Below are 25,880 nucleotides of genomic sequence, written 5' to 3' on the forward strand. Positions count from 1 at the left end.
TTATGTTTCACCTGGACAATAACAGCGGCGTTTCATCAATGCCCGCTATCGGCGCTATGCAGGATAACACCACGCGCTGGTTTACTGAGGGGGCCGGTAATCAGGCTCCGAGCTGGCCGGGCCAGGACTGGTTTAATATCGTTCAGGCGGAGCTGCTGAACGTTCTGACTGAGGGCGGTGTATCACCGGTCAAAACGCAGCTTAATCAGTTAGCCGCAGCGATTAAGTCCATCGTCAATAAAAACGCATTGATGCGCGATAACCTGCTGAGTGAGATTAAGGAGAAAGGTGCATCGGCGCAGAAAACTGCTCTGGATAATCTTAATGGCGTGCCGAAAACCACGACCGTTAATGGCCATTCGCTGACAGGGAATGTTAATGTCACGTCACAGGATATTTTTAACAAGCAGGCGGTTGGAATTGGAAATGCTGCTGACCTGAACATCTATACCACGCCGGGGTTGTATTACCAGCCACAGAACTCGCAGGCGCAGACAGGAAAGAATTATCCCGAGGCGCAGGCGGGTTCTCTGGAAATCTATAAACATGCTGGTATTACCCAGATATATCGACTTTATGGCAACTCCAGAAGTTATATCAGGGCGTTATACGGTGGTGTCTGGTCAGAATGGGCGAAACAATATGATACGGCAAACAAACCCACGGCAGAAGACACCGGAGCAGTAGCGAAAAACGGTGACACCATGACCGGGTTATTGACAATAAATAATAACGATGCCGGACTGGTACTGAAGCCAGTCGCCACAGGCAGAGTCTCTTATATTCTGGGACGAAACCTTAGTGGCTCCAGCGACTGGAATGTCGGGCGCCCAGGTAATACAGGAGTTGCGCTATCGAATTATGTTGGTGGAACCAGTGTCCAGATTCTGGATGACGGAAGTGTCCGAATTAACGGGGGATCATCAACCGCGACTATTCGTGTACAGGGGGATTTGAATCCAACCAGTTTTAATACATTTGATGGGCGTTATAACTTAAAAAATACTGCCTCAAAAGCTATCAACGGCTGGCATAAAGATTCGTCAACAGGAATTATCAGACAGTGGGGAATAGTTAATGTCACGGACAATGCCATTGTTACAGCAAACTTTCCCATTCCATTTCCGGGCGCTTGCGCATCAATGAATGTGACGCCGATTTCTCAGGCCGCTAACTCATCCGCAGAAATAATTTCTGCGTATGGTAAAGCCATCAGCAACTCACAAATGCGTGTTGCAGCATGTGCTAACTGGGATAATCACGGCATAAGTGGCGTTTATTTTGAGGCTACAGGATATTAATTATGGAACAGTACTACTACAGCGCATCAAAAAACCTATTATTCCCTGAGTCACTTTTTGACGATTACAATGATACCGGGATGTGGCCTGATGATGCCAAACCTGTTAGTGACGAAATCTACCAGGAATTTGGCGCCAATCCTGCGCCGCCAGGAAAAATCATGGTGACGGGGGACGATGGGCTACCAGCGTGGGGGGGCCAGCCAGCACCCACACAGGATGAATTGATAGCGAGTGCTGAATCTAAAAAATCGTCCCTGCTGGCGGCGGCAGCGATGGCTATTGCACCGCTACAGGATGCTGTAGACCTCGACATTGCCACGGGCGAAGAAACTGCGTTGCTGGCGGCATGGAAAAAATACCGGGTATTGCTGAATCGGGTAGACACTAGTAAAGCCCCGGACATTGAGTGGCCCGAAATACCCGAGCAAAACGCCTCTGTCGATCGATAATGCGATAATCGATCGGTAATATCGATCAATTATGCCGTAGTAAACCCCACCAAATAACAGGCGTAAATAAAATGACCTCCATTAAGTCATAACGGGGGTCAAAAATGCAAGAAATCCGCTGTAAGAACTGCAATAAACTACTGTTCAAAGGTGTTTTTAATCGCGTTGAAGTCAAGTGTCCACGCTGTAAACGCCTTATATCAATCTCGAATGCCGCAGAGTATCCCACGGAGCTAAATAGTGGGAAAAGAGAACAAATCACGCGTACTAACAAAACCTGAGCCGATCATGTATGACGGCCAGGTCGTTGGCTACGGCTCGCACGAACTTAGAGTTGAAACTATCCCCTGCTGGCTGGCAAGGGCTATTGTCGTCGCAAAGCACTATTCTGGTCGGTTCGTTAATAACTCATACCTGCATCTGGGGGTCTTCTCCGGACGGGATCTGGTTGGAGTGCTGCAATTCGGTTACGCCATGAACCCAAGCAGCGGGCGCCGTGTGGTGTTGGGAACGGGCAATAAGGAATATATGGAGCTCAACCGGATGTGGCTACACGATTGTATGCCTCGCAACTCTGAGTCACGGGCAATCAGCTACGCGATAAAGGCGATAAAGCAACTCCATCCATCTGTCCAGTGGATACAATCATTCGCAGATGAGCGTTGCGGGCGTGCTGGCGTCGTCTACCAGGCGTCAAATTTTGAATTCGTAGGAAGCCACTACACGAAGTTTTATGAGCTGGACGGCGAATGGTATCACGAGATAGCAATGAATGCTGTGAATCGCTCAGGTCAGCGTGGGCGGCATCTGAGGGCTAACCGAGAGCGTGCAACGGTGCACAAATTTAAGCAGTTTAGATACGTCCGATTTATCAATAAGCGAGCAAGAAAGCGACTAAACACGAAGCTATTTCACGTTCAGCCATACCCGAAACCTGAACCGGTTGTAGTGGTGTAGTTCAGTTAAAATGCGACAATTCAGGTTGTCGCATCTTTTTTGAATCGCGTTCGCGCTTTTTGTGAACCGCTACACCGACCCGTTTCTTGCTGCCGATTTCCAGCGTGCGACTGGTCGATGGTTTTAATGCGAAATTGAGTCCGCTGGCGCCGTCGCTGCGATAGGAGAGCTCGTTGATGGTTGGTGTTTCGTAACCCTGACCTCCTGAAAGATAGAAATTCCAGTCCGGCTGAATGGCATATTTTAATGCCGCGGCTGGCAGCCAGTGATGGTAACTGGCGCTTCCGCTGTCGTCGCCGTTACCGGGGACGATGTACCTGTCGTTAGCATCAAACCAAATTGCGCTATAGCGGACTCCCGCATCCAGCGTGAGGCGAGAAGAAAGCTGCCAGGAACTCTGCAAATAAGGGTCGAGGTTCCACATCAAATTGCGTTCGTTACGGCGTAGGCGCCCTTTTTCCCCTAATGCGTATTGGCCGCTATTTTCGACAAAATTCTCAAAGCCTTTGCGCTGCTCCGTCAGGGTTTCATAATCCAGCCCTGCCGTGAACGTCACCGGCAGCGGCCCCTCTGATATTCGATGCGTCCAGCGTGTATCTATCCCTTGATAATGCCGGGTAAGATCGATAACACCGCCCGCATGACCGCGGCTACGTTGCTGCACGAAATAGGGGATCGACTGGTATTGTACGGTTTCCCGCAGCCCCGCCCAGGCGGTAATACTGAAATCATCGCTGTCGGTCAGCGCGCGCTGGTAGCGCAGCCCGGCCTGGGTTTGCTTCACCGTTTTGCGCGTATTGTAGAGCCGCGCGCGCGGCGCCTGCCGCGGGTTTTCCCGCCACTCCTGGCGCGTTAGCCCACCCGGATCGTTGGCTTTAATATTGACGTGATTAACAGTGAAAGTCAGGCTGCTGCTATCGTCAATAGCGACGCCGAGTTTTGCGTTGGTTAAATCCCGATGCGCGCTGCTGCGCTCGCGAAAGCCGTGGGTTGAAAAGCGAGACGTCGATAAGGTGTAATTCATGACGCCGGGCGCGTCGTCTTCACCCGTGGCACCGCTGGCCTGAATACCGCTGCGCCAGCTACCGAAACTGCCATAATAGCTGCTGGTCTCCAGCGTATTAGGACGATGGCCTGTTTTGGTCACCATATTAATCACGCCGCCAGAAGCATTGCCATAGAGCGCGGAAAAGGGGCCGCGTAAGACTTCAATGTGGTCGACTGAATTCAAATCTACGTTTGAGATTTGGCTTTGTCCATCTGGCATGGTAGATGGAATACCGTCCTGATAAATACGCATACCGCGTACGCCGAAAGCGGAACGCGCGCCGAATCCGCGCATTGAGATTTGAAGATCCTGTGCGTAATTCTGGCGGTTTTGAACCTGTAAACCGGGAACTGCAGCGAGCCCTTCTGAGAGATTTATTTGCGGTGCGGCGGTGCGCAGATCGCTGCCATCAACAGTGCTAACTGAACCTGGCGACGTTAAGGGTGACAAGGCTTCCTCAGGCGTGGCCGTGATGACCATGGTTGGTTCCGAAACGGTAGAAGCCCCATTCGCGCACGGCGCGATTCCCAGCGCCAGCGGCGCGCTCACGAGTAATAGCCTCATATAATATTCACCGCGCTGTAGCCATTCATTCCATAAAAAGGGAAGAGTATAAGTAAGTCATTCAGAAAAAAAACAGGCGTCGGGCGACGCCTGCCGAATAATTATTTACCCGTGTATTCAAAGACCAGAATTTGTCCCTGATTGCTTAGCTGTTTCGCCGGCGTATTCTCAAGCGTCAGCGCATTGCCGCCCGGGTCGGTTGCGATAAAGATTTTTTTCGTGTCCGGGCTGACCAATACTGAACGATAGCGGTTTACGCTGCGGAAGTATTTCGCCTCATCGCCCTGCACGCCTTGCCGATCCGCATTCAGAGGCACGCGATATAACGCACCGTTTTTCAGCGACGTTATCAGCAGCGAGTTTCGCCATTCTTTGATAACCCCGTCAGCCGGATAATAACCGACGCTGGAAGGTGCAATAGTAGGCCAGCACAGGTAGCTAAGCTTATCGCACTGTGCGTCGCGGAAGTTGTAGCCGCTGCGAACGGTATAGAAAGTTTTGAGCGGGGCTTTGAAATTAGGTGCGTTCCAGTCGGTTTCTTTTTGTACCGGAACGCCATCAGGAATGTAATTTGCGTCATAGGTTAGCGCCTTACAGTTTGCCGCTTTTGAGTAATTTGCGTAAGCGTAGCCCTGGTCATCACGGAAACCTGCTACATGCGGCCAGCCGTAGTTGCCGCCGGCTTCCAGTTTATTGAGCTCATCATCGGATGACGGACCTTGTTCCGTGGAATATAAGTTTTTACCCACAAAGACCAGCCCCTGCGGGTTGCGATGCCCGTAGGTAAATACATGGCTTTTTACGCCTTCGATAGTGGGGTTATCGTCCGGTATCGAGCCATCCGTATTTAAACGCAGTACTTTGCCGGCGTAAGACGAATAATCTTTTTTCCCCAGCTCATCCTGAGTGGGCGTGCGCTGCGCCTGAATTTCTTCACACCAGTGAGCGCCCTGATTGTGGCCCTGTTCGCCGATGGAATAGTACAATTTACCGTCCGGCCCAAATCTCAGCCGCCCACCGTTGTGGTCAGAGCCGGCCGGGAAGCCAGCGAGAACGGTCGTTTCATTGCTTAGCTTATGCGTGTCTGGCGAATATTCCAGACGCACGATTTTTGCGTGTTCTTGCTCGCCTTCCATGTAGGTATAAGCGGCATAAACGTAATTATCGCCCTCTTTTTGCATAAACGTCGGCGACAGAGCGAGACCTAGCAGCCCTTCATGCTGCGGGCCGATATGTACCGCATCAAGCGTTGCCGCAACCTGTTTCTTACCGGTAGCAGGGTCGATGCGTGTAATACGTTTTCCCTGACGCTCTGTCACCCAAATATAGTTATCCGGCCCCCACACCATATCCCAGGGATAAGCGAGATCGGTAGTAAGCACGCTGGATTTAAACGGTGTGGTTACAGAGACAGGCTGTGCTTTAGATTCTGCTGCATGAGCGGATAGCGCAACGCCAGGCACTAATGTGATGGCCAGAGATAGCGCGGAGAGTTTTATTTTCTTCATAGTAGACACCATCAAACGATGAGATATTCCTTGATTAGTAATAGATTCCGTTCCATGTACCGTGCTGAAACGGTACGGAACATTCATATTGGGTAATGCCATACATTGAAAGCGTAGTTCAGGCGGATAAAACTGCCCAAGAATATCATGCAATGAATGAGTTAGGCTAAAACACGGGGTTTTCGCTATCGTGTTGAGGCGAATTTGTTGCCATCAATAGCCTGCTCCATCTTGGCAAATAACTCGGTGATATTAAGGCGCAACGATAATAATGTAAGGGAAAAGGGTAGGGTGATTGTATTTTTAAATTGGATGTCAGTTTAGTGAACTGAAATAAATGTGATTTTTATCAATAAATTTGATAATTCATCAGAATAAGTGTGGTATGAAAAAAGTCATTATTTTTATTTTCCTTAGGCGTAGTCATTTATTATTCATACTATTTCATGTCAAGTCTAATCTGGTCGATTTATTTGGGTAATTTTTTTAAACATAAAGCGCTTTTTTGAACGACATAATAAATGCTTATTTATGAGTGGAAGAGTTATTAATAGTTTATTCAGAGATTATTAGTAATTTAATGATAAGAGTGAGCCGGAACCAGCGCTGACACAAAATTTGTGCGTCGTTTTAACGCGCTGTGACGTTGGATAGGGGCTAAATAATTCGCAGTTTAATGCGTTATGGGTGGGGCGGGTAACAGGAAGCGCGATGAGATAGGTGGAGCGTTGCCAGAGCGGCGCTTCCGAGAAATGTCGCGGCCCCGGTCGGCGGGTTTATCTAATCCTGGCGCAGAACGCGGTGCCCATATGCGATGAGCGCATCAGTAACGTGGCGCATCATTCGGCTTTCCGGCGCAAAACGATGCCAGTACAGCATACGGCGCTGAAAGAGGCCTGGCGTCAAATCGATAAGCTCACCACAGGCCAGCTCTTTTTCAATTTGCAGATGGGGGATCATGCAGCACGTTGTCCCCTGGCGCGCCAGTTGTACGAATGCTTCGGATGAATTGACGATGTGGCATGGCACGCTTCCCGGCGGAAGATCAAAATTTTGCTGCAGGAACGCCTGGTGCATATCGTCCAGGTGGTCGAAGGCCACGGCGGGCGCTTTTAGCAGCGCGGAGCGCGTGACGCCCCGGGGAAAATAGCGATCGGCAAAACTTTTCGAGCCAACAAACAGATAATCCAGCGCGCCGAGTTTATCTACAAGGCAACTGGGCAGCGCCTGGGGCTGAATACTGACTGCGCCGACCACCTCGCCGCGCCGCAGGCGTTCCTGAGTGCGAGTTTCATCTTCGACCTGCAAATTCAGGCGAATCGGCGAATTGGCCAGCACCGGTGCCAGCGCCGGTAACAGCCAAGTCGCCAGGCTATCGGCGTTGACTGCGAGTGACAATAGCAGCGGGGTCGAACCGGTTTGCTCGTCGCCGAGCCACTCTTCTTCCAGCAACTCAACCTGCCGTAAAAGCGCCAATAATTTTTGCCCCTGTTCCGTGGGGCGCGGTGGGACGCTTCTGACTAACAGGGGCTGCCCGAACATATTTTCCAGTTGCTTGATTCGCTGTGATACCGCTGATTGCGTAATGCACAGCTTTTGAGCGGCGCGCTCAAAGCCGCGTTCGCGTATCACGGCGTCCAGCGCTTGTAACGTTCTGTAGTCCGGGCGTTTCATTGAGTCGAAGGCTCCTTTTTTCTCATGAGTAGCACTATGACATAAACTTTAGGGAGTTACAGCTTTCGTCGCTGAATCAGTCTGGCGATAATCGTATTCGGATCGCCGCTTTATAAAGAGAGATGCTTTATAATGCGCGGCACATCTCTCTTCACAGGCAAACAATCATGACACAGGATGAATTGAAAAAAGCGGTCGGCTGGGCGGCGCTAAAATATGTGGAGCCAGGCACTATCGTAGGCGTTGGCACTGGCTCAACGGCCGCGCACTTTATTGATGCGTTAGCGACGATGAAACACCAAATCGAAGGCGCGGTTTCCAGCTCAGATGCATCTACGGCAAAGCTAACGGCGCTGGGTATTCCGGTCTTCGACCTTAATAATATTGATGAGATTGGGGTGTACGTCGATGGTGCCGATGAAATAAATGCGCGTATGCAGATGATCAAAGGCGGCGGCGCGGCGCTGACCCGAGAAAAAATCGTCGCTTCCGTCGCAAAAACCTTTGTATGTATTGCCGATGCGTCCAAGAAAGTCGATATTTTGGGCGCTTTCCCATTGCCTGTGGAAGTTATCCCAATGGCCCGCAGCGCGGTGGCACGGCGCCTCGCGGCTCTTGGTGGTCAGCCGGAATATCGGCAGGGCGTGGTTACCGATAACGGGAACGTTATTCTGGACGTTCACGGTCTGAGTATTCTCGATCCCGCTGCGTTGGAAGATACGATTAACGCTATTCCTGGCGTTGTCACCGTTGGGCTGTTCGCAAGACGCGGTGCGGATATTGCGCTGATTGGCACTCCGGAAGGCGTTGAGACCCTCGTCGGATAAAACCCACTGGCCTGGAATAATGGCTTTCCGGGTCAGTTTAAAAATTTCCTCTGCGTTTTTTTAGTGACATCTATCACACCTGTTCTGTTTGCTTTAGTTTTCTCCTGTTATTTTTCCGGAGTCTGGCGTTTTGTCCTGATTTTTATTTTTGCACGATCCCTGCGCCACACAGACCTGTAAGCGCTGCGTATTGCCGGACACGCAAATTTTGATATGTTGATCTAATACGAGATGCGGCATCGCGTCCAGACACAACAACATGACGTAAAGAACAGGGTAGGGAAATGGCAAAAGTATCGCTGGAAAAAGAGAAAATAAAATTCCTGCTGGTTGAGGGCGTGCATCAAAAAGCGCTCGATAGCCTTAAAGCTGCAGGCTATACCAATATTGAATATTACAAAGGCGCGCTGGATACCGATGCACTGAAGGCCGCCGTGCGCGATGCGCATTTCATCGGTCTGCGTTCCCGTACTCACTTAACCGAGGAGATTTTCACGGCAGCGCAGAAACTGGTGGCCGTTGGCTGCTTTTGTATCGGGACCAATCAGGTCGATTTAACCGCAGCGGCGAAGCGCGGGGTTCCGGTATTCAATGCGCCATTTTCCAATACGCGCTCGGTAGCAGAGCTGGTTATTGGCGAATTATTGCTGCTGCTGCGCGGCGTACCTGCGGCAAATGCCCGCGCGCATCGGGGCGAATGGAATAAGCAGGCAGCAGGCTGCTATGAAGCGCGTGGTAAAAAGCTGGGCATTATTGGCTATGGACATATTGGTACTCAGCTTGGCATCCTGGCAGAGGCGCTGGGCATGCACGTTTTCTTCTACGACATCGAAAATAAACTGCCGTTAGGCAATGCGACGCAGGTACAGCATTTATCTGATTTGCTGAATATGAGCGATGTCGTGAGTCTGCACGTGCCGGAAAACGACAGTACTAAAAATATGATTGATGCTGCCGCGCTGGCGCTAATGAAGCCAGGCTCGCTCCTGATCAACGCTTCTCGCGGTACGGTGGTAGATATTCCTGCGCTGTGCGATGCGCTGGCGCGCCAGCACCTTGCCGGCGCTGCGGTCGATGTCTTCCCGACAGAACCGGCCACCAATAGCGATCCTTTTACTTCACCGCTGTGTGAGTTTGATAACGTTCTATTAACGCCGCATATTGGCGGCTCCACGCAGGAGGCGCAGGAGAATATTGGGCTAGAGGTTGCCGGTAAGCTGATTAAATACTCTGATAACGGCTCGACATTATCCGCGGTAAACTTCCCCGAAGTATCTTTGCCGCATCACAGTCAGCATGTCAGCCGTTTGCTGCACATCCACGAAAACCGCCCCGGTATTCTGACGGCGATTAACCAGATTTTTGCTGAAAAAGGGGTCAATATTGCCGGGCAGTATTTACAAACCACGCCGCATATTGGCTATGTGGTTATTGATATTGATGCGCCGGAGCATATCGCCAACGACGCGCTTCAGGCGATGAAAGCGATACCGGGAACAATACGCGCCCGTATGTTTTATTAATCTACTGCGATGAACGCCATGGCGCATTGCCAGGAGCATGTCTGGCGCGTCATGGCTGTCCACACGGTAAGGACAGCGACTGGGGGATGCGTTATTTTCGCTGCTCTTCTCGATTCATTAATTTCTTAAGAGAGTTCTTCTGGCTGGAAAACGCGGTGGCTGTACACATTCTGGCACTATCACGTAAAAAGGCGCAGGCCAAAAAAACCAGCCGTAACTGATACCTGCGCTCAGGTAACCCCTGCGAAGCGCAGCCCTGCGGTGACCAGCGCAGCGCATACCAGAACGACCATTAGTGGGGCTTTGCGCCAGGCCAATACTATCCCGACCAAAACGCCAGCGACGCGTGCGACACCCGAAAAATGCGTGTCTTCATAAAAAGTGGCGGCCAGCGCGGCGGAAAATAGCAGCGTAGTCGCCGCGTCGTTAAGTAACATTTTATGGCGCTCAGTAAGGGGTAACCGGTTGCCTAAACGCGCGCCAGCAAAGCGCATTAGCCAGGTTCCGACAGATAGCATAATGATGCCGCCTATGACGACAGGAACGGAGGTCATGATTTTCTCCTCACTAAAGTACCGAACAGTGAAAGCAGGATGGGAACGCCGGGAGGAGTTAAAGGCACGGCGATAAGCGATAGTGCGGCGCCGGCAGAGGCGCGAGAGAGTGTCAGACGATTTTTTAGGGCCGGGACTACCAGCGCCAGTAGCAGAGCGGGGAAAACAGCGTCCAGACCAATGGTTTCCGGCGAAGGAAGATAGCGACCGATGGTGGTACCCACCAGGGTGCCAATCGGCCAGAAAATAGCGACGCCGATACCGCAGAGCCAGTAGGCGACGCGGCGTTTTTCCGGCGTATTCTGCGATAACCCAAAAACGACGCTTTCGTCATTCATAATATGGCTGCCTACCACTGCCTTCAGCCCCGAGCCCACGAGTTCGCGCACGGCGATACCGAATGGGAAATGGCGCGCATTCACCAGTAAACCGGCAAGCGCGGCGGCGATAGGGCTTCCGCCGCTGGCGATGATGGCGATGAACATAAACTCTGAGGTACCGGCCAGCACAACCAGCGACAAAATGAGCGGCAACCATTGTGGAAAGCCATAGGCCATAGCAAGCGAGCCGTAGGACAGGCCGACGATACCTACGGCAAAGCACACAAGAAAAATGGCCTTGTAAGTGTCCGCCGGCAACCGAAGATGGGACGAATGTGACATGAGCGTTTCACTAAATGGACGAAATGTCTATTATAATGAACGATTACAATATGCTCATCAAGCATAACTATTCGTTTTAATAGCAAACGGTAACTAATTATGAAACAGCCGATGATGGCCGTGGCGCGCAGCCTGACGCGCGAGCGTGAGCGTGCAGGATTTTCTTTGGCCGAGGTGGCCAGGCGCGCGGGAATTGGGAAGTCGACATTATCGCTATTGGAGTCTGGGCAGGGGAATCCGAGCCTTGAAACGCTGTGGGCATTATGCGTGGCGTTAAATATCCCTTTCGCCAGGCTGCTGGAGCCGGTGGAGAATAGCACCCAGGTTATCCGGCGCGGGGAAGGAATTAACATGGCGGCTGAATACGCCAATTATCAGGCGATATTATTAGCGAGCTGCCCGCCGGGAGCGCGTCGCGATATTTATTTACTGATAACGCAGCCAGGTGCGGATCGCCTTTCGCTGCCGCATCCGCCCGGGTCGGTAGAACATATCGTAGTGACTCAGGGGCGCGCACTGGTCGGGCTGACGGAATCCCCCGTAGAACTGGGACCGGGCGATTATATGTGTTATCCCGCCGATCGGGAGCATCTATTTAAGGCGCTGGAGCCGGATACTTACGCGCTGCTAGTCGCGGAGCAAAATTAGCGGCTGGGGGCTTAGTGAAGTGTGCCAGCCTTGCAACAGCCCAAAACCAGGCCGCCGTGAGTGAAAACCTGGTCAGGCGTTTTCTTGCACTGGCATCGCGGAGGCTGGCACGCCGAAAATTTTGTCAAAAGCCCAGTTATACACAAAGGTATAGCAAGGAATAATGATGATAAGCGCTACATCCAGTAGAAACGCCTGAACCAGTGATACGTTCATCCACCATGCGATGAGCGGGATCAGGTAGACAATGAGAGTCAATTGAAAGCCCACGGCGTGGATAATACGACGGCGAATGGTGCGTGTACGGGACGGCTGCCGGCTTTCCCATAGTTCAAATAGAGTGTTGTAAATCAGATTCCAGCATACGGCGATGGTGGTGATAATCACCGACAGCGGCCCGGTAGTCGACGGTGTATTGCCGGAAAGCAGCGCCAGCCCGAGCGCTGAAATAGCCATTCCCGTCAATTCATAGGCAGTGACGTAGACCAGCTTACGTTTAATCCCCTGCATGCTTCTCCTTATTCTTCATCTCTCAAAACGCCTGCGATTACGTGACGGCGGGTAAGTAAAGCACTAGGATAACGTCAGTACACCTGACAGAAAAAGTCAGGAGCTATCAATAAAATTGACAGGATAAGCGATCGCATGCATCTCTCTGGTGAAAATATTCAGCTGTTTCTCGCGGTGCTTGAACATGGCTCGTTTTCTGCGGCAGCGCGCGCCCTGCGTCGCGTACCCTCGGCGGTAAGTATGGCGATTGCGAATATGGAAGCCGAACTGGGCTTTGCGCTCTTTGATCGTAGCCGCAGAGAGCCGGTGCCAACCGCACGCGCGCTGGCGCTGGCACCGCACGCGCGGCTGGTTGCGGATCGTTTGAATGCACTGCAGGTTCACGCGCTGGAACTCTCCCAGGGGCTGGAAAGCAAATTATCCATTGCCCTGGTATCGGATATTAATAGTGAGGCGCTGCTGGACGCCGCGCGACAGATAAGCTTGCGTTGGCCACAGCTGGAAATTGAAATCATCCGGGTACCGCAGGATGACGCGCTGCATTTGCTGTTGGAAGGGCGGGTCAGTCTGTGTCTGGCGTGGGGAGGTTTGCAGGTGGATTCCCACACCCAATTTCAGTGGGTTGCTGAAGATTCTCTTATCGCTGTGCTTGCTGCGCACCATCCTGCGTTAAGCCTGACACAGTCGCCGCGCTATCTGGAAGATTTGATTAATGTTCGCCAGATAGCCGTCGCCAGCCGAGAGCGGCCGTTAGCTGATGTTCGCCCTCAGGTAGCCCAGGACTGCTGGTACACCAATAGTTTTTCAATGGCGCTGGAAATGGTGAGTGCTGGTCTGGGATGGGGCAATTTCCCCTCGTCGGTCGTAACGCCCTTGCTGGAGGAAAAATCACTGGTACGTTTAACCTTTCGTAATACAGAAAATGCTTTACGGTTGCCGGTACATCTCATTTGGCGCAAACATCAGCCGCTGCAAAAAGCGGCTCAGTCACTGGTTACACTAATGAGCCCTACGGCCAGCGCCACAGACGAGATGGTGTCACAATAGCGGGGAGTGGAATATCCCAACGTTCAGCGGGCAATGTGCCCACTTGCTGGCAATCATGAGCGTACCCTATGGGAGTAAAATTATAGCGCTGCCAGTGCATTAAAGTGCGATCGTAAAAGCCGCCTCCCATGCCCAGCCGCTGCCCCTGTGCGTCAAAAGCGACCAGCGGGACAATCAGAGCGTCTAGTTGTGCAAGGGGCAAGACCGTGCGCACATCAAGCGGAGGTTCTGGAATTTGAAATCGATTTATAATCAGCGCTGTGGTTGGGGTATAGCGTAAAAACAGAAGCTGCCCGTGACTGAAAGGATGTAATACCGGCAAAAAAAGCTCCCGTTCCTGCTGCCATAGCGCTTTGATTAACGGCTGTGTGTCGATTTCGCCATCAACAGAGAGAAATAAAGCAACCCGCTGCGCAGTTGCCAGCGGCGTAAAAGTGAGCGCCCGGCTGGCGGCGCGCTGAGCTTCACTACGCTGTACTTCATCGGTAAGCAAGCGCCTGCGTTGCCTGATAGTGTGGCGTATATGCCGGCGTGGCTGGAGTCTATTGGGGGTTATCATAAGCCGTCTTGAGGCGATATTAAGCTGTTCATGGGGAGTGCTAGAGCTAAGATGGCTGCGGCGCAAAGAATGCAGATTGAACGCTGTTATACGTGAGGAATCTCCGAGATGCCGTCGCAGGCTGTAACCCTTGAACCCGTGGTTCAAGGTGAATGCTTCGTCGCAGCCTTCAGGCTTCCCGGACGAACCGGGCATGCACACCGGCTGCAGAGCGTCACATTCTTGTGGTTTGAAATATCGGCTCAGGGGACTGGCCCGCAGACGAACATCTCAGAGAAATTTTTTCCTTCACGGTCATTTTACCATAGCTGACCCTGAAGCGTTATTCAAACTTCGCACCCATTCTTTCGGGGGTACGCCCTTGCTCCAGAAGCGCCTGTTCGATGCTTTGTTGAAGCAGACGAATGCGCTGTTCCATGCTGGCGGCATAGTCGCTGGTTTTCTCTTTTTCTTGCTCCAGCTCATAGCAAACATTGAGCGCCGCGATGAAAACAAGCTGTTCTGTATTTGTGACTCGGGTTCGGACTTTAAGCTCTTGCAACCGTTGTTCAAGCGCCTGCGCTGCGTTATTCAACGCCTCGCGCTGTTCTGGCGGGCAATTTACCCGCAAAGAGCGCCCAAATATCTGGATATCGACTGGTTGTGCAGACATACCACCTTCCTGCTGTTAATTCGCCAGCCTTTCACCGCCGCTCCTGGCTGCGAAGGGGCGCCACTATAGCCACCCTAAAATGAAGATACAAGCCCTTTTCTGGTATCTCCGGGGTTCATGATGGTAGCATAACATGAACTCTTCCTCCCAACGATGACGAATGCGCATGTCTATACAGAACAACACGATGCCCAGCTACGACGCTGTCGGTCAACTTCTCAGCCAACAGGGCGTGGGTTTAACGCCTGCGGAAATGCACGGCCTTATCAGCGGTATGCTCTGCGGTGGCAGCGCGGATAGCAGCTGGCAGGCGCTGTTGCATGATTTGACGAATGAAGGTCTGGCGTTTAGCAAAAACCTTTCGGATGCCCTGCAGCAAATGCATGCCGTAGCGAGCGATGCGCTGGACGATGATGGTTTTCTGTTTCAACTTTTTTTGCCAAATGAAGACGCCGGTATATTTGCGCGCGCTGATGCGCTTGCGGGGTGGGTAAACCATTTCCTGCTGGGGCTTGGCGTGATGCAACCGAAGCTGGACGCCGTGACCGGCGATGCGGGGGAAGCTATTGATGACCTACGCAACATCGCTCAGCTTGGGTATGACGAAGATGAAGATCAGGAAGAGCTGGAAATGTCGCTGGAGGAGGTTGCCGAATATGTGCGCGTCGCGGCGCTTCTGTGTCATGAAATGTTTACCCGCCCGGCGCCCACGGCCCCGGAGGTGAGAAAACCTACGTTACATTAATTGATTGCCAGACTCAGGAGGTGCCATGACACAGCAAGAGTTTCTTCGCCGCCGCCGCGCGCTGTTAGCGCAAATGGCACCTGCCAGCGCCGCGCTGATTTTTGCCGCTCCCGAGGCGGTGCGCAGTGCCGACAGTGAATACCCCTACCGGCAAAATAGCGATTTTTGGTACTTCACTGGCTTCAACGAGCCTGAGGCGCTGCTGGTATTGATTAAAAAAGATGAAAACCACAGCCATACCGTGCTGTTTAACCGGGTTCGCGATAAGAACGCCGAAGTCTGGTTTGGGCGTCGGTTAGGGCAAGATGCCGCCCCGGAAAAACTGGCCGTGGATCGTGCGCTGGCGTGGAGTGAGATTAATGCGCAGCTTTGGCCGCTACTCAACGGGCTGGATGTCATTTATCACGCCCAAGGGCTTTATGAGTGTGCGGATAAGCTGGTTTTCGCGGCGCTGGAAAAACTGCGGGCAGGAACGCGGCAAAATTTGGTGGCTCCCGCGACGCTAACAGACTGGCGCCCCTGGGTGCATGAAATGCGGCTGATTAAGTCGCCGGAAGAAATCGCCATTTTGCGGCGCGCGGGAGAAATTAGCGCGCTGGCGCACACGCGGGCAATGCAGGCCTGCCGTCCGGGCCTGTTTGAATATCATCTTGAGGGGGAGATCCATTATGAATTCAACCGCCACGGGGCGCGTTTTCCCTCATATAACACGATAGTCGGCAGCGGAGATAACGGTTGCATTCTTCATTATACGGAAAATGAAAGCGAACTACGCGCCGGTGAGCTGGTGCTAATAGATGCGGGCTGTGAATATCAGGGCTACGCCGGCGATATCACCCGCACTTTCCCGGTTGACGGGAAATTCACCGCGCCTCAGCGCGCTATTTACGACATCGTGCTGGCTTCGCTGGAAAAAGCGCTGGCGCTTTATCGCCCCGGCACTTCCATTCAAGCGGTGACGCAGGAAGTAGTGCGCATCATGGTACACGGCCTGTGCAAGCTGGGTATTTTGCATGGCGAAGAAGAACAGTTAATTGCTGACAATGCCCATCGCCCTTTCTTTATGCACGGTTTAAGTCACTGGCTGGGGCTCGATGTGCATGATGTCGGAAACTATGGCCCCGATCGTTCGCGCGCGCTGGAGCCTGGCATGGTGCTGACGATAGAGCCAGGATTATACATCGCGCCGGACGCTGACGTGCCGCTGGAATATCGCGGTATTGGGATCCGTATCGAAGACGATATTGTCATTACTGATAGCGGCAACGAAAACCTTACGGCGGGTGTCGTAAAACGCGCTGAAGATATCGAAGCGCTTATGGCGGCGGCGCGTCCATGAGCATTATTATTATCGGCGGAGGGATGGCAGGCGCAACGCTGGCGCTGGCGATTTCCTCTCTGACCAATGGGCAACTGCCGGTGCATTTGGTTGAAGCCGTTGCGCCCGCGGCGGCAGATCATCCGGGTTTTGATGCTCGGGCTATCGCGTTGGCGCAAGGGACGTGCGAGCAGCTGGCGGCCATCGGTATCTGGGGCGCGCTGGCAAACTGTGCAACTCCTATCAATACGGTTTATGTGAGCGATTGCGGGCATGCGGGAGCCGTTACGCTCAGTGCGAGCGATTATCACATCCCGGCTTTAGGTCATGTCGTTGAATTGCATGAGATTGGGCTGCGTTTATTTAAACTTTTGCGCCAGGCGCCGGGCGTGACTCTACACTGCCCGGATCGCGTTCGCGAAGTGTCCAGAACCCAAACACAGGTTTCCGTTGAGCTTGAAAGCGGAAACACGCTAACCGGGAGCCTGTTAGTGGCTGCAAACGGCGCGCAGTCTCCGCAGGCTGCCGCCTGCGGCATTCGCTGGCAGCGGCAGGCTTATCACCAAACCGCCATTATTGCGAATGTGGTGACCCAACTCCCTCACGGCGGTCGGGCGTGGGAGCGTTTTACCGAACACGGTCCGCTGGCGATGCTGCCCATGTCGAATAATCGCTGCTCGCTGGTATGGTGCCACCCGCTAAGCGACGGCGAAAAGGTGTTAGCCTGGGATGACGCACAGTTTTGCGATGAATTACAGCGTGCGTTTGGCTGGCGTCTCGGGCGCATTCTCCAGGCGGGTAAGCGTGCAGGCTATCCGCTGACGCTCACGCGCGCTGTGCGTACCGCCACCCACCGGCTGGCGCTGGTGGGCAATGCGGCTCAAACCCTGCATCCTATCGCAGGGCAGGGGTTTAACCTGGGCATGCGCGATGTCATGTCCCTGGCGGAATCCGTGGCGCAGGCGTGGCGCGACGGTGCCGATCCCGGCAATTGGGCGACATTATCCGCCTGGCAAACCAGGCGCGCGCCGGATAAAGCCGCAACTATCGGCGTGACCGATGGGCTGGTCCAGCTTTTTGCTAATCGCGGGTGGCCGCTGGTTATTGGACGTAACGCAGGGTTAATGGCGATAGATTTGATTGGGCCAGCGCGCGACGCGCTGGCATACCGCACCCTCGGCTGGGTCGCGCGTTAACAGGAGAGGCAAAGTGCAAAACGTTGATGTGGCTATTGTTGGCGGCGGCATGGTAGGGCTGGCGTTAGCCTGCGGGCTGCAGGGCAGTGGCCTACGCGTGACGGTGCTGGAACAGCAAAGCCCTGAATCATTCAATCTTCAGGAGCCGCCTAAGCTGCGGGTCTCTGCGATTAACGGTGCCAGCGAGGCGCTGCTGCGCCGGGTTGGCGCATGGGAGAAAATAGAAGCGCTGCGCCTTAGCCCCTATCACAGCATGGAAGTGTGGGATCGCGACAGTTTTGGGCGCATCGCGTTCGATGGCAGTCGGCTGGGGTTTAACCGGTTAGGGCATATCATCGAGAACGCGGTTATCCATCAGGCGCTGTGGGAAAAAGCGCTATCGTGCGACGGTATTTCGCTGGCCGCACCGGTTAGCATTCAACAAATCGCCTGGGGTGAAAATGAGGCCTTTCTGACGCTGGATGATGGGGCAATGTTAACCGCACGTTTGGTGGTTGGTGCCGATGGCGCGCACTCCTGGCTGCGCCAGCGAGCGGATATTCCGCTAACAACATGGGATTACGGTCACCATGCGCTAATTGCCACGGTACGCACGGCTGAAGCGCATCAGGGCGTGGCGCGGCAGGTGTTTCACGGTGACGGCATCCTTGCTTTTCTCCCGCTATGTGACCCTCACCTCTGCTCAATCGTCTGGTCACTGGCACCGAATGAGGCAGAGCAGATGCGGCAGACAGAACCGGACGCGTTTAACCGGGCGCTGTCAGCCGCTTTTGATATGCGCCTCGGGCTGTGCCACGTTGAGAGTGACCGTCAAACCTTCCCGCTAACTGGCCGATACGCTCGTCAGTTTGCCGGGCATCGCGTGGCGCTCCTTGGCGACGCGGCGCACACTATTCATCCACTGGCCGGGCAGGGCGTGAATCTGGGTTTTATGGATGCGGCGGAGCTTATTGCAGAGATTAGACGCTTACATACGCAAGGCAAAGATATTGGACAGCATTTATATTTGCGGCGCTATGAGCGGCGCCGTAAGCATAGCGCCGCGTTAATGCTGGCGGGGATGCAGGGATTTCGGGAGCTGTTTGCAGGCAGCCATCCGGCTAAAAAATTGATGCGCGATATCGGCCTGAAATTGGCCGACACCTTGCCGGGCGTTAAGCTACGGCTTATTCGCCAGGCCATGGGCGTGCACGACCTTCCAGACTGGTTACGCTAACTACTCTTTGCGCCTCTGTTCTTTCAGAGGCGCAATATTCTGCATTATTGAAATATTCTAATCTTACCGTCATTTTCGCATTATTTTTATTCATCTCAGCGTTTACGTTCATGTAGTGAATTTGTTTCTGTTTTTATCGAAATTGTTATCTTATTCCGGTTTTTTGCTGGGAATTTACGCGATTATGCCCGCTGTTTGACGCCGTGAAAGTAGCCTTACGCCAGGAGTACGGGAAGCTCAGCCTGAGTGTAGCTAATGTGATAACTCCCGGGCATTGGGTGGTTTGGCGCCTGATTCGGTGTTAAGTTCAGGGGAAGATAACGTTTGCGTCAATGCGATTTTTGCCGTAGTGCGCGCTGGCGCATTATTGACGCTTGCGCTTTAGGTTGTTTCAGCGCTTATCAGCCGGATGCCAGTGTCCGGGTTTTGCTGTTAAGTGATTAGACTTGATATAAATGACAGGGAATAAGTGAGATAATTATGGGAAGAACTGGGTCAACATGGGAAGAGACTGGATGGGATATGCAATAACGTTTCAGTATGTGAAAATCAGACCGGCCCGAAAAAAATAGAACTCGCGCCAGCCTGATTGCAGATGTTACTCCTTTTTCCCCGTATCGACATCGGGTTCACCATCAAACAGTTTGCCCTGCATCCGATCCAGTTCTTCTTTTCTGACCCGCTTCACCACGCTGTAAACCCACTGTAGCGAAACACCGAATTTGCGGGCCAGTTCGTGATGGTTGCGTCCGTCAAACTCCAGGAAGATTTCCCGGTCGCGCTGGCTGACCTTCCAGACCATGCCCATCGGAAAATAGACGTTTTGCCCACCCCAGACCTGCATCATACGGTTCGCGACAGCCTGACCAATCTGGTCGGCAACTGCGGGTTCGATATCAATAATCTCGCGGACGGTCTCAGAAGTGTGCTGTGCCAGTTCCACCAACAGTTCCGGCCCTTTACTACGAAACTGATTCAGGTCGCTCATTGCTTCACTCCCGCAGCTCTGCGCTGCCACTTCTTCAGTTTCTCAATAACGCTACTTGCCTGCTCATTGCTGAGCCAGCGTAACGCGCTGATGCCAGTTTCCCGCTGAACCCAAAGCGCCAACGCCTGCTCTGAACTGTCACGGACGATGCCTGCAGCAGCCATTTCAAGCCATAACGCACGGATTTTCTTTGACTGCGGATGGCTATCCAGCGGTAAACCGAACCTGGCTTTCCCAGCAGGCTTAATGTGAAAGCCTTTCTTTTTCATGGATTCCAGCACACGGTTTAGCTGTGGGGTATCCATCCCTTTGGTTGAGGCTTTGCCGGTCAGCCCCTGTAGCATCTGGCGGTAGGTGTCCTCATCCATCTGGAGGTCGCTGCGGGCAATATGAATGAGTTGAATAAGACGCTGCTTAGTCATCATCGCCACTCCTTTTACCTGCGCCACCGATATAGTCGACATATAAAGGAAGCGCGACAGGCCAGCACAGGAACATAACGGCCCAACTGATCCAGTGTCCGGCACCGCTGTAACGTGAGTAAAATCCTGAACGGCGGTGCAGTTCAGCGGTACACCACCCCACGAAACCATACCAGAACCGGGCACATACAATTGATTCAGCCATCATAATGAATCCCACCCCAGTTAATATGAATGTTACGGGCTGTAGTAACCGGATCGTTATTCCACCATGCACCTGACATGTAATTTTTAACCTGCTCTCGTCCAGCAATAACGCCAATTTGAATGCCGGGCCTTACGTTCTTAAAAAAAGCGCGAGCAAAAAGATATTTAGCAGCTGTACGACAAGGGTTCGGTGCTTTCTTCTTACGCGATAACATCATCTTTCAGCCCTCAGTTTATGCTGTTCCTGCCCGCTGACAGGCTGATGCAGGCGGACGTTTTCCCCTTCTCTGTAACCGATGTGGCGGGACATGTCCGCGTCACGGGATTTACCGGCTTTGCGGCCAGAGGTTGTTCCTGAATCAGGATATTTTTGTTCAAGCCAGAGGCTTGCCAGCTCACGTTCTTCGCGGGACATAGCAAATAAATGAACCTCGCTGCGCACGGCCAGAACCCAGCCTTCGGCAAATTTGTCACCACGGCTGGTCTTGGTCGTGTTTTTGATCCTTTTATTCTGCTGCCGGATATAGTTTTTACGGGCCATGATTAACTGTCTGGCCAGTACCTCCCATGTATATGAGGCCAGTTCAACCCGGTCTTTATTACCGTAAAAGCCAACGCTGGGTTTAAAGCCGGAGTGAATAATAGACTTAACGCCAAATGCCACCTGGATAATATCCAGCAGACCCAGCATATAACGCGGCGGATTAACGCTACCTGCAGCCCAGTAGTGACTGACGCTTTCATCAATATCACTGAGTGCGAGTTCAGCCTGGGTGATGTTAGAGGCCTGCATCAGTTTCTGGGCGCGTTGCAGGGCCAGTGTAGCTTCATGAGGGTTGTCGGATTTAGCCAGCGCCAGCAGCTTTTTTAACTTCTCCAGCAGCTTTTCATTATTCTGCGGCATAAGTCACCCCCATGCGTTCGGCAAGACGTTCCAGCTTTTTCTGCTTATGAAAGTCAATCATCAGGCCCATCCCGTTGAGGCGGAACTGTTCAATCATAATTTCAACGTCAGCCAGTTCAGCAGCCAGATCAACTTCATTGCCCAGTCCGTTCATGTTGCGGGCGGCAGCAGCGGCCAGTTCAGCGGCTTCTTCAATTAGCTTCAGCGCCTGTGCTTCAGGGCCAAAGGTTTTCAGGGCCAGATTGTAGATCGTCGAACGGTTATATAATTTCATGCCTTTCATTGTTTTGCCTCGCAGGGGATGAACTCCATGGCCGGGACTTCGGTGTAGTAATGCTGGCTGCAGTGCGGGCATACCAGCGTGATGAGGACGGCTGGAACATGGTATTTGCCAGAGGTAATGACGCTGGCGTCGCTGAACTTCAGAGTGGTGATACCTTTCTTACAATTGGAACATTTGATGGACATGATTTATTCCTCAATGCTGTTTTCGGCGTGCAGAAGCCCACGGCGCTGACGCCGAAATAAAAAAGAAATTGAATTAAAATTAAATGGCAGCGATATCTAACGGAATATTAATTAGCTTCCCGTGTTTATCTTTCTCCCGGAAATTAATATAAGTTTTGGACATGGCCACCTGCAGTGATTCTGATATGGCCTCCATTGCCCGGTTCCAGCGCTCGTCCTGAATCTTGACCCGGCGCAGAGAAAGAATACGCCCGGTGTTAAGCTGACCCTCTTTGTCCACCTGAAAAGCATCGCTGATGATGGCCCGCAGGTTGGCGTTCGCGCCTTCCGACCACTCGGTGACGCACTCGTCTATCAGGTCTTTGGCAATCTGCAGTTCTGGCCCGAAGGTCAGGGTTTCCTGCACGCGGATGGTGATCTGCTGGGCACCGTCGAAGCTGCTGAAGGTCACGTTGCCTTTGGCACCGCCGCGCGTTCTGCCGTACTTCTCGGCCACAAGGTCAAGCCAGGCATAGCACTCGTCAAAGGCTCGACGCTTGAAGTCGCTGAGTTCGTCGTGTTTAACCTTCGCAGCGGCAACCTGTTCTTTAACGAAAGAATCCATCGCAAGGTCATAGTCAGACACTTGGTCAACCGGCACCAGACGCCCCTTGCGGTCTTTCATGTAGTCTTCTTTATTTACTTCGCTCATCTCTGTTCACCTTATGGTTAATGTAATGACTCTGACCAGGTAATACGGCAGCCATGCAGTTCAAAGACGCCCTGACGAAAGCGCCCTGAGCCGTCATGACCAACATGGGTATAACTCGCTTTGCCCTGCTCCAGCAGGCGGGCACAGTGCCCGTTGCGGGCGATACGGATAACCGGCTTACTGCCCGCAATCATGACGCTCTGCACGGTAGTGTTCATGGCGTTGAGCGCCATAATGGCGGACTGCACCTTACTCATCTGTTGATTGATATCGGCGATGGATTTCATAATTAAACCCCCTTGACGACGTCGGCGTTGACCTGCGGAACCCCGATTTCAGCGGCCAGATTCATGGCAGCTATCACCAGGTTACTGACGGCCAGCGGATACAGCAGGCTGACCATGCTTTTACGGTTACTGCCCAGATTGCTCAGGCGAGCGCGGATGGTTTCCACTGCGCTGGCGTCCATGATGTCGGCCAGCTGCTTACCGGCACGTTGCAGCTTGAACGCCAGAAACTCTTCCAGGCTGTTGTCCAGCGGCAGCAGTTCAACAACCTCGCAGCGCTGGACGACCTCACGGACTTCCATGTTGCGTTCGGACAGTTTGTCCGCCAGCTCAGGCTGGCCAATCAGCACGATGGACAGCAGTTTTTTGAAGCCCGATTCCAGCTCAAAGAAGCGTTTGAGGTGTTTCAGGGTCGGAATGGGCAAACTGTGTGCTTCCTCAATCACCAGAACGTGGCTGAAGCCCGCCTGGCTGCTGTCCTTCAGGACGCGGTGCAACTGGCGGAAGCGGGCATCCTGGCTGCGCTTGATACTCTCCAGCGGCGCGATGGTGCTGATAATGGCTTCGGCGATAGCCGCTGCCTTCAGAGTTTTGCCCTTCACGTCGTTGTCTTCCATGGCGATGATGTATGGCTCGATAACAATCACCGGCGCGTTCTCGCGGTTGACGCGTTCAATCAGGTCGCGGCGCAGCGTGGATTTACCCGCGCCGGACTCACCGATAACCGCCAGAAAGCCCCCATGGTGGGCGGTCTGGAACAGTGCCTCACGCACGTAGCGGATATCCGGCGTGGTGAACACATCGTCCGCGCCCTGCATGGCCTCATCGGCGAACGGGTCACGGAAAAGGCCAAACGCTTTTTTGGTTGCTGGAAATAACACCTGCTTTTTGAGTAACATGTTCTCTGCCTCGCTGAGGTTGGTTTTATCGGTAGTACCCGCTGTACGGGGCGTGGCTGCGCCCTGTACAGCATCAAAACTCTTCGCTGTATCAATCCCCTGACTTTCCAGCCAGGACGCCAGACGCTGGCGCACCGCCTCCGGGCTGGTGCGGGGCCACTCGTTATGGTTCACAATCTGGGCCAGCGTGGCCTCGGAAACGGCGACGGCTCTTGCCACCACCGCCTGCGGGATGCGGGCCTCTTTCAGTTGTTGCTTCAGTACCAGCATGTTTTCCTCCTCAGTTGCCGTTAACGATGCTGATAACGCTGCTGCGGGCCGGGGTGGTCAGGGTGACCATCACCTCATCCAGTGTGGCTTCCGGTACGCCATCCGGGTACTGCGTCGTTAACTGGCGGTAATGTTCCGGCGTCCAGGCATGGCCGTTAGCGCCAAACTTCTCGCGCAGGGCTTTCGCCGCCTCCACATGGGTCAGCGGACGCTGCTCAATGCGCGGCCCGCGCACGTCTGAAGCCTGACCGCGCTTCGGCATATAGGCCGGAAGCGTGGTGTCGTCGATATGTTTGTACGGGTCAAGTCGCCCGCCGAACGGCAGCGCCTTCGCCTTGCGTGCAGCAACTGCATCGGCGGCGTTATCGGTGCCCGTGACCAGCTCTTCGATTTCTTTTGCAGCCGTCTGCGCCGGGGTCTCCGGGAGGGCTTTGTAGTTTTCGCCAAATACCGCCGCGCTTTCGGCAAAGCCGAACTCGTTCTTTCTGACCTCTTCAACCAGGAAGAACGTCTCGTGGCCGTTCTCACCGGTCAGTACCACCTGAGCCACATCGCTGCGCCACGGGTTACGGGTAATCATCAGTTTTTCGCCGACCAGTACGCCCGGTACCGTCGAAACGTCAAACTCAGTACCCCGGAACGAGACGCGCAGTTTTGGCGTGACTTTACGGAGTTCCGGTGCGGCCACCGCCAGTTCGCGGCAAACCTCAACGGATGGCGCTTTTTTCAGCTGGTCAGCAGTAATCTTCAGCCAGATATCCGTGCGGGTTTTACGGTGGCGGCTGTGAACAGCCGTGGCGTTAAAGTGGCTGCGCCATTTCACCGCCAGCGCGTTCAGCTCTTCCAGGCTGTGAACCGGCTGGAACTTGAGACCCGGCTCCAGCTTGCGTTCGATAATGTCACGCGCCTTTTCCACCTGCCCGGTGGCGCGCGCGTTATGCGGCTTGTGCGCTATCAGGTTGATGCCCAGCGAGCGGCACATGTTTTTCGTCATACCGGCGGTGTTGGCAGAGCCGGGGTCGAGGTAGAGTATTTTCGGTACGCCGTGCAGCACATCGGCGCCACCACGTTCCTGCATCGCATTGATAAGAACAGAACAAAGGTTCTCGCCGGATTCCGCGCCCATCACGTACTCAACGTAAATCCAGCCGCTGGTATGGTCGGTAATCTCGTAACTCCACACGCGGTCACTGGCGATGCGGGCAATGTTGGCGGGCTTGTTCTTGTAGAACTTCGCGCTGTCCATCACCTGCAGCCCTTTATGGCCGTTGCTCAGGTAGTAAAGCGTACAAAGTGAGGCATCAATCTCCCAGACGTGGTTGGGATGCAGGCTGGCCATCTCGGACGACGGAGCCGGTGCGTCAAGCTGTTCCGGGTGCAGGCCATAGTTACGCAGGGCGCGGCTGATGGTGTCCTCGGACAGCGGGAAAAACTCGCCTGTCGCCTCATCCGTTCTGCCTGCGGTGATAAAGCCGTTTGACCTCAGGGTTTCCACCGCATCCGCGATGGAGTAGAGGCGTTTGCCGTTCTTACGGGTGGCCTCGCGCAGCGTGGCAGATATCAACGCGGCTTCGTCGCGGCTCAGGGCGCTGCGCCCGGCATCGGCGCGTTTTTTGCGTTTATCAGTCACTGATACCTCCTTCAGCTTGCGCAGCAGGGTGGCGCGGGACATGCCCAGTTCAGCGCAGGCGGCGTCGTATATCGCACCGCGCTTACCATGCCCCGCGTCACGTGCCGCGCGGGCAACATAAACCAGTCGTTCAGTCAGGGCGGCACTCATCGG

30 protein-coding genes, 1 other RNA gene and 1 pseudogene are annotated in these 25,880 nt (G+C 53.5%); 12 read left to right on the plus strand and 20 right to left on the minus strand.

Annotation, left to right across the window (positions count from 1 at the left end):
• Positions 1–2 precede the first annotated feature (2 nt).
• The 4 genes from SFA31_RS08980 to SFA31_RS08995 all read left to right on the plus strand — a co-directional run bounded on the left by SFA31_RS08980 (position 3) and on the right by SFA31_RS08995 (position 2,710).
• Positions 3–1,301 carry a pyocin knob domain-containing protein gene (locus tag SFA31_RS08980; RefSeq protein WP_322837669.1) on the plus strand — a complete coding sequence of 433 codons (1,299 nt, stop codon included), beginning with the start codon at positions 3–5 and terminating at the stop codon, positions 1,299–1,301.
• A gap of 2 nt (positions 1,302–1,303) precedes the next feature.
• Positions 1,304–1,753 carry a tail fiber assembly protein gene (locus SFA31_RS08985; protein WP_322837670.1) on the plus strand — a complete coding sequence of 150 codons (450 nt, stop codon included), beginning with the start codon at positions 1,304–1,306 and terminating at the stop codon, positions 1,751–1,753.
• 104 nt (positions 1,754–1,857) lie between these two features.
• Positions 1,858–2,034 (plus strand): Com family DNA-binding transcriptional regulator, encoded by a 177-nt coding sequence (locus SFA31_RS08990; RefSeq protein ID WP_322837671.1) that lies wholly within the window; start codon positions 1,858–1,860, stop codon positions 2,032–2,034.
• Entirely contained in the window at positions 1,994–2,710 is a 717-nt protein-coding gene (locus SFA31_RS08995; RefSeq protein WP_322837672.1) for a protein mom, read from the plus strand. Before SFA31_RS08990 ends, SFA31_RS08995 begins: the two co-directional genes overlap by 41 nt.
• A 73-nt stretch (positions 2,711–2,783) precedes the next feature.
• On the opposite strand, the pseudogene SFA31_RS09000 reads toward SFA31_RS08995, so the two are convergent.
• From SFA31_RS09000 to argP, 3 genes and pseudogenes are all read right to left on the minus strand, one after another.
• Positions 2,784–4,322: pseudogene (locus SFA31_RS09000) on the minus strand (TonB-dependent receptor domain-containing protein); the annotation flags it as partial.
• A gap of 101 nt (positions 4,323–4,423) precedes the next feature.
• On the minus strand, positions 4,424–5,830 hold the full coding sequence (locus tag SFA31_RS09005) for a glucose/sorbosone family PQQ-dependent dehydrogenase (protein WP_322837673.1): 1,407 nt from the start codon (positions 5,828–5,830) through the stop codon (positions 4,424–4,426).
• Between the two features lie 780 nt (positions 5,831–6,610).
• A complete protein-coding gene (gene argP / locus SFA31_RS09010) occupies positions 6,611–7,504 on the minus strand; it encodes a DNA-binding transcriptional regulator ArgP (protein ID WP_322837674.1) in 894 nt (297 codons plus the stop codon).
• Between the two features lie 167 nt (positions 7,505–7,671).
• Between argP and rpiA the strand changes: the two genes are divergently transcribed.
• Positions 7,672–8,331, plus strand: coding sequence for a ribose-5-phosphate isomerase RpiA (gene rpiA, locus SFA31_RS09015; RefSeq protein WP_322837675.1), 660 nt, complete (start codon positions 7,672–7,674; stop codon positions 8,329–8,331).
• A gap of 284 nt (positions 8,332–8,615) precedes the next feature.
• Entirely contained in the window at positions 8,616–9,854 is a 1,239-nt protein-coding gene (gene serA, locus SFA31_RS09020; protein ID WP_322837676.1) for a phosphoglycerate dehydrogenase, read from the plus strand.
• A gap of 230 nt (positions 9,855–10,084) precedes the next feature.
• Here serA and SFA31_RS09025 read toward each other — a convergent pair whose 3' ends face one another.
• A complete protein-coding gene (locus SFA31_RS09025; protein ID WP_322837677.1) occupies positions 10,085–10,408 on the minus strand; it encodes an AzlD domain-containing protein in 324 nt (107 codons plus the stop codon).
• Entirely contained in the window at positions 10,405–11,070 is a 666-nt protein-coding gene (locus SFA31_RS09030) for an AzlC family ABC transporter permease (protein ID WP_322837678.1), read from the minus strand. The genes SFA31_RS09025 and SFA31_RS09030 overlap by 4 nt, the downstream gene beginning before the upstream one ends.
• Before the next feature lie 99 nt (positions 11,071–11,169).
• Between SFA31_RS09030 and SFA31_RS09035 the strand changes: the two genes are divergently transcribed.
• Positions 11,170–11,718: an XRE family transcriptional regulator gene (locus SFA31_RS09035; RefSeq protein ID WP_322837679.1), complete on the plus strand. Its 549-nt coding sequence runs from the start codon at positions 11,170–11,172 to the stop codon at positions 11,716–11,718.
• Positions 11,719–11,790: 72 nt separating this feature from the next.
• Here SFA31_RS09035 and SFA31_RS09040 read toward each other — a convergent pair whose 3' ends face one another.
• Entirely contained in the window at positions 11,791–12,228 is a 438-nt protein-coding gene (locus tag SFA31_RS09040; RefSeq protein ID WP_322837680.1) for a PACE efflux transporter, read from the minus strand.
• Positions 12,229–12,363: 135 nt separating this feature from the next.
• On the opposite strand from SFA31_RS09040, the gene SFA31_RS09045 reads away from it, so the two are divergent.
• Positions 12,364–13,275, plus strand: coding sequence for a LysR family transcriptional regulator (locus tag SFA31_RS09045; RefSeq protein WP_322837681.1), 912 nt, complete (start codon positions 12,364–12,366; stop codon positions 13,273–13,275).
• Here SFA31_RS09045 and SFA31_RS09050 read toward each other — a convergent pair.
• The 3 genes from SFA31_RS09050 to zapA form a co-directional block, all read right to left on the minus strand.
• Positions 13,238–13,834 carry a 5-formyltetrahydrofolate cyclo-ligase gene (locus SFA31_RS09050; protein ID WP_322837682.1) on the minus strand — a complete coding sequence of 199 codons (597 nt, stop codon included), beginning with the start codon at positions 13,832–13,834 and terminating at the stop codon, positions 13,238–13,240. The genes SFA31_RS09045 and SFA31_RS09050 overlap by 38 nt on opposite strands.
• A gap of 96 nt (positions 13,835–13,930) precedes the next feature.
• A non-coding RNA gene (gene ssrS / locus SFA31_RS09055) (6S RNA) lies at positions 13,931–14,114 on the minus strand.
• 42 nt (positions 14,115–14,156) lie between these two features.
• Positions 14,157–14,486 carry a cell division protein ZapA gene (gene zapA, locus SFA31_RS09060; RefSeq protein WP_322837683.1) on the minus strand — a complete coding sequence of 110 codons (330 nt, stop codon included), beginning with the start codon at positions 14,484–14,486 and terminating at the stop codon, positions 14,157–14,159.
• A 166-nt stretch (positions 14,487–14,652) separates the two neighbouring features.
• Between zapA and SFA31_RS09065 the strand changes: the two genes are divergently transcribed.
• The 4 genes from SFA31_RS09065 to ubiI are packed head-to-tail and all read left to right on the plus strand — an operon-like array spanning position 14,653 to position 18,961.
• The gene (locus SFA31_RS09065) at positions 14,653–15,231 is read left to right on the plus strand and encodes a YecA family protein (protein WP_322837684.1); all 579 of its coding nucleotides are present in this window, start codon (positions 14,653–14,655) and stop codon (positions 15,229–15,231) included.
• A gap of 25 nt (positions 15,232–15,256) precedes the next feature.
• The gene (pepP, locus tag SFA31_RS09070) at positions 15,257–16,570 is read left to right on the plus strand and encodes a Xaa-Pro aminopeptidase (protein ID WP_322837685.1); all 1,314 of its coding nucleotides are present in this window, start codon (positions 15,257–15,259) and stop codon (positions 16,568–16,570) included.
• Positions 16,567–17,745, plus strand: coding sequence for a 2-octaprenyl-6-methoxyphenyl hydroxylase (gene ubiH, locus SFA31_RS09075; RefSeq protein WP_322837686.1), 1,179 nt, complete (start codon positions 16,567–16,569; stop codon positions 17,743–17,745). Before pepP ends, ubiH begins: the two co-directional genes overlap by 4 nt.
• Positions 17,746–17,758: 13 nt before the next feature.
• Positions 17,759–18,961 carry an FAD-dependent 2-octaprenylphenol hydroxylase gene (ubiI, locus tag SFA31_RS09080; RefSeq protein ID WP_322837687.1) on the plus strand — a complete coding sequence of 401 codons (1,203 nt, stop codon included), beginning with the start codon at positions 17,759–17,761 and terminating at the stop codon, positions 18,959–18,961.
• 598 nt (positions 18,962–19,559) lie between these two features.
• Here the strand turns inward: ubiI and SFA31_RS09085 are convergent.
• The 11 genes from SFA31_RS09085 to SFA31_RS09135 all read right to left on the minus strand — a co-directional run bounded on the left by SFA31_RS09085 (position 19,560) and on the right by SFA31_RS09135 (position 25,877).
• On the minus strand, positions 19,560–19,949 hold the full coding sequence (locus SFA31_RS09085) for a Mor transcription activator family protein (RefSeq protein WP_226321157.1): 390 nt from the start codon (positions 19,947–19,949) through the stop codon (positions 19,560–19,562).
• Positions 19,946–20,374, minus strand: coding sequence for a regulatory protein GemA (locus SFA31_RS09090; protein ID WP_322837688.1), 429 nt, complete (start codon positions 20,372–20,374; stop codon positions 19,946–19,948). Before SFA31_RS09090 ends, SFA31_RS09085 begins: the two co-directional genes overlap by 4 nt.
• A complete protein-coding gene (locus tag SFA31_RS09095) occupies positions 20,364–20,579 on the minus strand; it encodes a hypothetical protein (protein WP_322837689.1) in 216 nt (71 codons plus the stop codon). The genes SFA31_RS09090 and SFA31_RS09095 overlap by 11 nt, the downstream gene beginning before the upstream one ends.
• Entirely contained in the window at positions 20,569–20,796 is a 228-nt protein-coding gene (locus SFA31_RS09100) for a hypothetical protein (RefSeq protein ID WP_057060307.1), read from the minus strand. Before SFA31_RS09100 ends, SFA31_RS09095 begins: the two co-directional genes overlap by 11 nt.
• Positions 20,793–21,482 carry a DUF2786 domain-containing protein gene (locus SFA31_RS09105; protein ID WP_322837690.1) on the minus strand — a complete coding sequence of 230 codons (690 nt, stop codon included), beginning with the start codon at positions 21,480–21,482 and terminating at the stop codon, positions 20,793–20,795. Before SFA31_RS09105 ends, SFA31_RS09100 begins: the two co-directional genes overlap by 4 nt.
• Positions 21,469–21,765 carry a hypothetical protein gene (locus SFA31_RS09110; protein WP_322837691.1) on the minus strand — a complete coding sequence of 99 codons (297 nt, stop codon included), beginning with the start codon at positions 21,763–21,765 and terminating at the stop codon, positions 21,469–21,471. Before SFA31_RS09110 ends, SFA31_RS09105 begins: the two co-directional genes overlap by 14 nt.
• Positions 21,762–21,950 (minus strand): hypothetical protein, encoded by a 189-nt coding sequence (locus SFA31_RS09115; protein WP_023214066.1) that lies wholly within the window; start codon positions 21,948–21,950, stop codon positions 21,762–21,764. The genes SFA31_RS09110 and SFA31_RS09115 overlap by 4 nt, the downstream gene beginning before the upstream one ends.
• Positions 21,951–22,029: 79 nt before the next feature.
• Positions 22,030–22,641 carry a DUF3164 family protein gene (locus SFA31_RS09120; RefSeq protein ID WP_023214065.1) on the minus strand — a complete coding sequence of 204 codons (612 nt, stop codon included), beginning with the start codon at positions 22,639–22,641 and terminating at the stop codon, positions 22,030–22,032.
• A gap of 17 nt (positions 22,642–22,658) precedes the next feature.
• Positions 22,659–22,928 carry a hypothetical protein gene (locus SFA31_RS09125; protein WP_023214064.1) on the minus strand — a complete coding sequence of 90 codons (270 nt, stop codon included), beginning with the start codon at positions 22,926–22,928 and terminating at the stop codon, positions 22,659–22,661.
• Positions 22,929–22,930: 2 nt separating this feature from the next.
• The gene (locus tag SFA31_RS09130; protein ID WP_322837692.1) at positions 22,931–24,097 is read right to left on the minus strand and encodes an ExeA family protein; all 1,167 of its coding nucleotides are present in this window, start codon (positions 24,095–24,097) and stop codon (positions 22,931–22,933) included.
• Positions 24,098–24,107: 10 nt separating this feature from the next.
• The gene (locus SFA31_RS09135) at positions 24,108–25,877 is read right to left on the minus strand and encodes a DDE-type integrase/transposase/recombinase (protein ID WP_322837693.1); all 1,770 of its coding nucleotides are present in this window, start codon (positions 25,875–25,877) and stop codon (positions 24,108–24,110) included.
• Positions 25,878–25,880 lie beyond the last annotated feature (3 nt).

Origin of the sequence: Erwinia sp. HR93 (assembly GCF_034555055.1) — a bacterium.
Lineage (GTDB): Bacteria > Pseudomonadota > Gammaproteobacteria > Enterobacterales > Enterobacteriaceae > Apirhabdus > Apirhabdus apintestini.

Bases quoted from the DNA above. Each gene is read 5' to 3' on its own strand.
- SFA31_RS08980 (WP_322837669.1), top strand. From the start codon at position 3: ATGTTTCACCTGGACAATAACAGCGGCGTTTCATCAATGCCCGCTATC.
- SFA31_RS08985 (WP_322837670.1), top strand. From the start codon at position 1,304: ATGGAACAGTACTACTACAGCGCATCAAAAAACCTATTATTCCCTGAG.
- SFA31_RS08990 (WP_322837671.1), top strand. From the start codon at position 1,858: ATGCAAGAAATCCGCTGTAAGAACTGCAATAAACTACTGTTCAAAGGT.
- SFA31_RS09005 (WP_322837673.1), bottom strand. From the start codon at position 5,830: ATGAAGAAAATAAAACTCTCCGCGCTATCTCTGGCCATCACATTAGTG.
- argP (WP_322837674.1), bottom strand. From the start codon at position 7,504: ATGAAACGCCCGGACTACAGAACGTTACAAGCGCTGGACGCCGTGATA.
- rpiA (WP_322837675.1), top strand. From the start codon at position 7,672: ATGACACAGGATGAATTGAAAAAAGCGGTCGGCTGGGCGGCGCTAAAA.
- serA (WP_322837676.1), top strand. From the start codon at position 8,616: ATGGCAAAAGTATCGCTGGAAAAAGAGAAAATAAAATTCCTGCTGGTT.
- SFA31_RS09025 (WP_322837677.1), bottom strand. From the start codon at position 10,408: ATGACCTCCGTTCCTGTCGTCATAGGCGGCATCATTATGCTATCTGTC.
- SFA31_RS09030 (WP_322837678.1), bottom strand. From the start codon at position 11,070: ATGTCACATTCGTCCCATCTTCGGTTGCCGGCGGACACTTACAAGGCC.
- SFA31_RS09035 (WP_322837679.1), top strand. From the start codon at position 11,170: ATGAAACAGCCGATGATGGCCGTGGCGCGCAGCCTGACGCGCGAGCGT.
- SFA31_RS09040 (WP_322837680.1), bottom strand. From the start codon at position 12,228: ATGCAGGGGATTAAACGTAAGCTGGTCTACGTCACTGCCTATGAATTG.
- SFA31_RS09045 (WP_322837681.1), top strand. From the start codon at position 12,364: ATGCATCTCTCTGGTGAAAATATTCAGCTGTTTCTCGCGGTGCTTGAA.
- SFA31_RS09050 (WP_322837682.1), bottom strand. From the start codon at position 13,834: ATGATAACCCCCAATAGACTCCAGCCACGCCGGCATATACGCCACACT.
- zapA (WP_322837683.1), bottom strand. From the start codon at position 14,486: ATGTCTGCACAACCAGTCGATATCCAGATATTTGGGCGCTCTTTGCGG.
- SFA31_RS09065 (WP_322837684.1), top strand. From the start codon at position 14,653: ATGTCTATACAGAACAACACGATGCCCAGCTACGACGCTGTCGGTCAA.
- pepP (WP_322837685.1), top strand. From the start codon at position 15,257: ATGACACAGCAAGAGTTTCTTCGCCGCCGCCGCGCGCTGTTAGCGCAA.
- ubiH (WP_322837686.1), top strand. From the start codon at position 16,567: ATGAGCATTATTATTATCGGCGGAGGGATGGCAGGCGCAACGCTGGCG.
- SFA31_RS09085 (WP_226321157.1), bottom strand. From the start codon at position 19,949: ATGAGCGACCTGAATCAGTTTCGTAGTAAAGGGCCGGAACTGTTGGTG.
- SFA31_RS09090 (WP_322837688.1), bottom strand. From the start codon at position 20,374: ATGATGACTAAGCAGCGTCTTATTCAACTCATTCATATTGCCCGCAGC.
- SFA31_RS09095 (WP_322837689.1), bottom strand. From the start codon at position 20,579: ATGATGGCTGAATCAATTGTATGTGCCCGGTTCTGGTATGGTTTCGTG.
- SFA31_RS09100 (WP_057060307.1), bottom strand. From the start codon at position 20,796: ATGATGTTATCGCGTAAGAAGAAAGCACCGAACCCTTGTCGTACAGCT.
- SFA31_RS09105 (WP_322837690.1), bottom strand. From the start codon at position 21,482: ATGCCGCAGAATAATGAAAAGCTGCTGGAGAAGTTAAAAAAGCTGCTG.
- SFA31_RS09110 (WP_322837691.1), bottom strand. From the start codon at position 21,765: ATGAAAGGCATGAAATTATATAACCGTTCGACGATCTACAATCTGGCC.
- SFA31_RS09115 (WP_023214066.1), bottom strand. From the start codon at position 21,950: ATGTCCATCAAATGTTCCAATTGTAAGAAAGGTATCACCACTCTGAAG.
- SFA31_RS09120 (WP_023214065.1), bottom strand. From the start codon at position 22,641: ATGAGCGAAGTAAATAAAGAAGACTACATGAAAGACCGCAAGGGGCGT.
- SFA31_RS09125 (WP_023214064.1), bottom strand. From the start codon at position 22,928: ATGAAATCCATCGCCGATATCAATCAACAGATGAGTAAGGTGCAGTCC.
- SFA31_RS09130 (WP_322837692.1), bottom strand. From the start codon at position 24,097: ATGCTGGTACTGAAGCAACAACTGAAAGAGGCCCGCATCCCGCAGGCG.
- SFA31_RS09135 (WP_322837693.1), bottom strand. From the start codon at position 25,877: ATGAGTGCCGCCCTGACTGAACGACTGGTTTATGTTGCCCGCGCGGCA.